This is a genomic window from Micromonospora sp. NPDC051296, from assembly GCF_040682255.1.
Taxonomy (GTDB): domain Bacteria; phylum Actinomycetota; class Actinomycetes; order Mycobacteriales; family Micromonosporaceae; genus Micromonospora; species Micromonospora craterilacus.
In genome coordinates, this window is record NZ_JBFBAO010000431.1 from 1 (window position 1) to 5,279 (window position 5,279).

Sequence of the window (5,279 nt, forward strand, 5' to 3'; positions counted from 1 at the left end):
GTGGATCCTCGGTGGCCAGGTAGTGTTCGGCCATCCGGTCGGTCACCTCGGCCGCGGCGGCCGGCGTGCTGCCGCGCAGACCGCCGAGTACCCGGGCCAACGCGGCGTGCAGCCAGAGCCCGTCACGCCACAGTGGGCCGGTAACCCGCCTCCGGTTGTACTGCCACAGGTGCAGGGCGGCGGCACCGGCAAAGCACCACTCGTAGCGTTCGGCGAGGCCAAAGGCGGATGCGGGCACGGCCCTGGCGCCGGGCGCCCGCTGGGACATTTCGTGGTGCAGGGCGGACACCGACCGGTTGAGGCGGACGACCAGCTTGCGCACCTCGGACGGCAGATTCGGGTCGGCGTTCACCCGGCGGGCCACGTCCGGCACCACGGCCAGGGCGCCACAGGTAGGCGCGGACAGGCTGAACCGGGTCAGGTCCAGACCGGGCAGGGGCGCGTCGAGGGTGGCCGCCGCGGCGATCTCGTCGCCGGCCGGCGGCGCCTGCCGGAACGCGCGGGCGAGCCGGGGCAGCTGCCCGATCAACCCGGCCCGGGTCACCAGGGTGTTGCCGTCGAACAGCGACACGATCCGGTGGTCGCGTTCCAGCTTGGCGAAGGCGCCGTCGGCGTATACGTCGGTGAGGAAGCCGCGGGCGCCGAGCAACTCGCCTAGCTCGTCTAGCTCGGACTGGACCAGAGTCGGCACGAATGACTTGGTGACCGCGCCGAGCACGCTGGCTTCGGCCGGCACCACCTGCACGGACCGGGCCGCGAACAGCGTGGTGACCTCGGCGACCAGCAGCGCGGTGGCGGCTCGGCCCAGGGTACGGCGCACCTGCGGCAGGTCGGCCAAGCGTCGCCCGTACAGGCTGCGCTCGGCGGCGAACCGGCCGGCCAGCCGCAGGCCGTGCTCGGCGGCACCGAGCGACAGCGCGGCGCACAGCAGCCGGGTGACCTGGAGAGCCTTGAGCACGGTTTCGATACCCTGCCCCACCTCGCCGACCAGCGCGTCGTGCGGGAGGTCGGCGCCATGCAACCGGATGCCGCTGATGTCGGCGCCGCGGATACCGAGCGTGCGAATCTTCGACAGGCAGGTGAAGCTGCCCGGGGCCAGCGCGGTCTTGTCGACCAGGAAGAGGCTGAAGCCGCGGGGGCCGCCGGCCTGGTCTGTGCGCGCCAGCACGCACATCAGCTGCCCACGGGTGGCGTTGTTGATCAGCCACTTCTCGCCGCTGAGCCGCCAGCCCGTCGCGGTGCGGATGGCGGACGCCTCGCCGTCGAGCAGGTCGCTGCCGTGTGCGCGCTCGGTCAGTCCCCAGGAGATCACGTCGCCGTCGAGGATGCGTTCGGCCAGCCGGTACGCCTGGCCGGGCCCGCCGCCCACCCAGACGGACACGCCGCCCAGCCAGGTCTTGGCGTGCGCGACGGCCACCGTGACGTCGCGCGCGGCGACGGTCCGGACGAGCTGGAGCAGCCGCCAGTAGTCGACCAGCGCGCCGCCGTACGCGGCCGGGACGTAATGCCGGAACAGACCGGCCGCGTCCAGCGCGGCGCAGGCCTCGTCCGGGAACCTCTCGTCGGCGTCCAGCTCGGCCAACTGTTCGGTCCCGAACGGGTTCGTCACGTCGTCGGCGGCGCCGATGATCGGCGTCAGATCCAGCATTGCGGCACCCCAATTCCCGCCCTGAAACAGCACTGACGCACATTGCAGCGATCGAGGGAATCGCCACCCGACAACACTAGTTAATTGCTGGTCCAGCCGGGCGCTGCGCGTATGACAGCGTCTCCGAATTCCGGTCGATCGCCGGCCCGGGCGGTTCGGCCCCATCGACCGGGCGACCATATCCACGGCCGCTCAGACCCGTCAAGGACGCACTGGGCCTCGGCCGAACCGGGCCATCGCCTTTTTGGCACGGCTTAAAGAACTGCCGCCGCTTTGCCTCTCGTGATAGCGTCGCCGCAGCATCCGACCACCCTCCCAGGAATGGTCCGTACGGTCATTCCGACCATTCGGACGGCACCCTGTTCTTCATTTAACGACGCCGCCGAAGATCCCGATCGGCTATTCGATGCGGCGACACTGACGGATATCGAGGTGCTATGGAGCCGAAACTCGACATCGATGGTTCAATGGTCGACTCGTGCCACCAGTCGGCGCAGCGGATCACCGATGACGTGTGGCGGGCCATCGCGGCCAAGACCACCCTCTCGGTCGAGCGCACGATCGTCCGGTTGCTGGGCATCGACGGGGTCGACCCGAATGGCGTCCCGATCCCCAACATCCTGGTCGGACACGTACAGGACCGCGGCGGCCTGGCCAGCGGCATCGCATACCACCTGGGCAACGCCATGGTGCAGACCGGACGGTCGCCGCAGGACATCGCCAAACTGGTCAGCGCCCGGGAACTCGACCTCGTCGCGCTGCCCCGCGGCGCACCCGACGAACTCCGCCGCGCGGTCCGCGACGAGGCCGCCCGCACCATGCAGGAGTTGCGCCGCAGGCGCGCGGAGCGGACCCAGTGGCGCGCCTCGCTCGACGAGCAGCCCACCCCGCACGCGTACGTGCTGACCGCCACCGGCAACGTGTACGAGGATGTGGCGCACGCCCGGGCGGTCGCCGACGCCGGCGGCGACATAGTCGCGATGATCCGATCGACCGCGCAAAGCTTGCTCGACTACGTGCCCTACGGCCCCACCACCGAGGGTCACGGCGGCACGTTCGCGACCCAGGAGAACTTCCGGATCATGCGGGAGGCCATGGACGACTGGTCCCGGGCCAACGGACGGTACGTGCGGCTGTCCAGCTTCTGCTCCGGCCTCTGTATGCCGGAGATCGCCGCGATGGGCGCCATCGAGGGCCTGGACAACATGGTCAACGACGCCCTGTACGGCATCCTGTATCGGGACATCAACATCGTCCGCACGCTCATCGACCAGAGCTTCTCCCGGCGCCTGAACGGCTACTTCGGAATCGTCATCAACACCGGCGAGGACAACTACCTGCGCACCGCGGACGCCGTCACGGCCGCGCCCTCGGTGGTGGCGTCCCAGTTCATCAACTACCATCTGGCCCGCCGTTCCGGGGTGCCGGACGACCAGATCGGGTTGGGCAACGCCTTCGAGATCCACCCCACGGTCACCAACGGCCTGCTGTACGAGTGGGCGCAGGCGCAACTGACCCGCGAGCTGTTTCCGAACTGTCCGGTCAAGTTCATGCCGCCGACCAAGCACATGGACGGCGACCTGTTCCGCACGCAGGCCGTCGACACGCTGTTCAACCTGCTCGCCGTCGCCACCGAGCAGCGGATCCAGACCATCGGGGTGCCGACCGAGGGCCTGTTCACGCCGCACATCCACGACCGGGTCATCGGCATGGCCAACGTCCGGTACGTCGCGAACACCGCCCGCGAACTCGCCGGCGAGATCCGGTTCCGGCCAGGCGGCATTATCCAGCGGCGGGCCGTCGAGGTGCTCGCCGACGCCGAGTCCCTGCTCGCCGAGATCGCCGCCGGCGGACTGTTTGCCGCGCTCCAAGCCGGCACGTTCGGCAACGTCTCCCGGCGGCTCACTGACGGGCGCGGCGCCGAAGGCATGGTCGACATCGACGACCAGTACTTCAACCCGTACCTGGAGCTGATGGAGGAGAGCCTCGATGCGTGACCCGGTGAACCTGGCAGCTGTGCGCCCGTACGCCGATGCCCTGGACGACGGCTTCATCAGCCTGGCGTTCACCCTTCCGGTGCCGGACACCAAGGCAGCCCGACGGGCGGCGCTGAAACTGGCCTCGGAGATGGGCCTCCAGCGGGCCGAGGTGGTGCACCAGGCCCGGGTGACCGACGGCTTCACCTACTTCCTGGTGTACGCCCGGTGCCCGCACACGGTCGACTACGCCGCCCTCGACTACGACGGCACCGACCCGCGCTTCCTCACGAAGTCGGAGGTGGAGCAGTACGCCGACAAGCACCTGGGCCGGACGGTGGTGGTGGTCGGCGCCAGCACGGGCACCGACACGCACACGGTCGGCATCGACGCGATGCTCAACCTCAAGGGCTTCGACGGGCAGTACGGCCTTGAGGCGTACCGGAACTTCCGGGTTATCAACCTGGGCAGCCAGGTGCCGAACGAGGAACTGGTGGCCAAGGCGATCGAGGTTGGCGCCGACGCGATCCTGGTCTCGCAGACCGTCACCCAGCAGGACCTGCACGTGCACAACCTCACCGAGCTGGTCGAGCTGGTGGACGCGGAGGGCCTGCGCGAGCGCATGGTGCTAGTCTGCGGCGGCCCCCGGATCAGCCCGGAGCTGGCCAAGGAGCTGGGCTTCGACGCCGGCTTCAGCAAGGGCACCTATCCCAATCACGTGGCCACCTTCGTGGCACAGGAACTCGTGGCGCGCCGGCACGGGTCGCGAGTCGCTGCGGCGCCCGTCGGGCTGCTGCACGCGACCGGATGACCCGCATGCACCTCACCGACCTGCTGGCGGCGTCGCGCCGCACCGCGTTCGCCGGTCTGGCCAAGAACACCGGCAAGACCACGGCGCTCGTCTCGGCCCTGACCGGGCTCAGCGAGGGTCGGCGCTTCGTCGGCATCACCTCGCTCGGGCGCGACGGCGAGGAGTGGGACGTGTTGGACCGCGACGTCGGCAAGCCGCGCATCTGGCTGCCCCTCGCCAGCGTGGTGGCCACCACCGACGTGCTGTGGCAGCGCAGCGGCCTGCGGTACGAGACGCTGCACGTCACCGACTACCGCACCCCGCTCGGCCGGGTGGTGATCGGCCGGGTCCTGACCCCCGGCCACGTCGAGGTCGCCGGCCCGAGCACCGCGGCCCAACTGCGCACGGTGATCGACGCCATCACCGGCGTCGGCATCGACCACCTGCTGCTGGATGGCTCGATCAACCGGCGGATCGGCTGCTCTCCCGCCCTGGTGGACGGCGTGGTGCTGGCCACCGGCGCGGTCGTCGACCAGAATCCGGCCGGGGTGGCCCGGCACACCAGGCGGGCGGCCGACCTGCTTCGGCTGCCACCCGTGACCGACACGAGGGTACGCGCAGCGGCGGCCGGCCGGGCGACTCCGGCACTGCTGCCGGACGACGGCGAGCCGATTCCGCTGCCGGCCCGGCTGCCGCTGGCGGCCGACGCGGGCGACCTCGGCGAGGTGTTCCGCCCGCATCCCGGGCACTGCCGGCTGCTGCTGCCCGGCGCCCTGTGCGAGTCGTTCCTGCGCCGCGTCGCCGACTCCCGCCGCGGCCGCCCGATCACCTTCGTGGTGGTGGACAGCACCAAGGTACTGCTGCC

The 5,279-nt window shown here is 70.4% G+C and carries 4 protein-coding genes; 3 read left to right on the forward strand and 1 reads right to left on the reverse strand.

The annotated features are described in order from the left end of the window. Positions 1-1,648, reverse strand: a 1,648-nt coding sequence (locus AB0M52_RS29975; protein WP_363960704.1) for an acyl-CoA dehydrogenase family protein, incomplete at its 3' end; no start/stop codon positions are given. Between the two features lie 437 nt (positions 1,649-2,085). On the opposite strand from AB0M52_RS29975, the gene AB0M52_RS29980 reads away from it, so the two are divergent. From AB0M52_RS29980 to AB0M52_RS29990, 3 genes are all read left to right on the forward strand, one after another. Continuing rightward, complete coding sequence (locus tag AB0M52_RS29980) at positions 2,086-3,645, forward strand: lysine 5,6-aminomutase subunit alpha (protein ID WP_363960706.1); 1,560 nt, start codon at positions 2,086-2,088, stop codon at positions 3,643-3,645. Continuing rightward, positions 3,638-4,435: an OAM dimerization domain-containing protein gene (locus AB0M52_RS29985; RefSeq protein ID WP_363960708.1), complete on the forward strand. Its 798-nt coding sequence runs from the start codon at positions 3,638-3,640 to the stop codon at positions 4,433-4,435. Before AB0M52_RS29980 ends, AB0M52_RS29985 begins: the two co-directional genes overlap by 8 nt. After that, the coding region (locus tag AB0M52_RS29990) for a hypothetical protein (protein WP_363960710.1) at positions 4,432-5,279 on the forward strand (848 nt) is incomplete at its 3' end. The genes AB0M52_RS29985 and AB0M52_RS29990, both read left to right, overlap by 4 nt.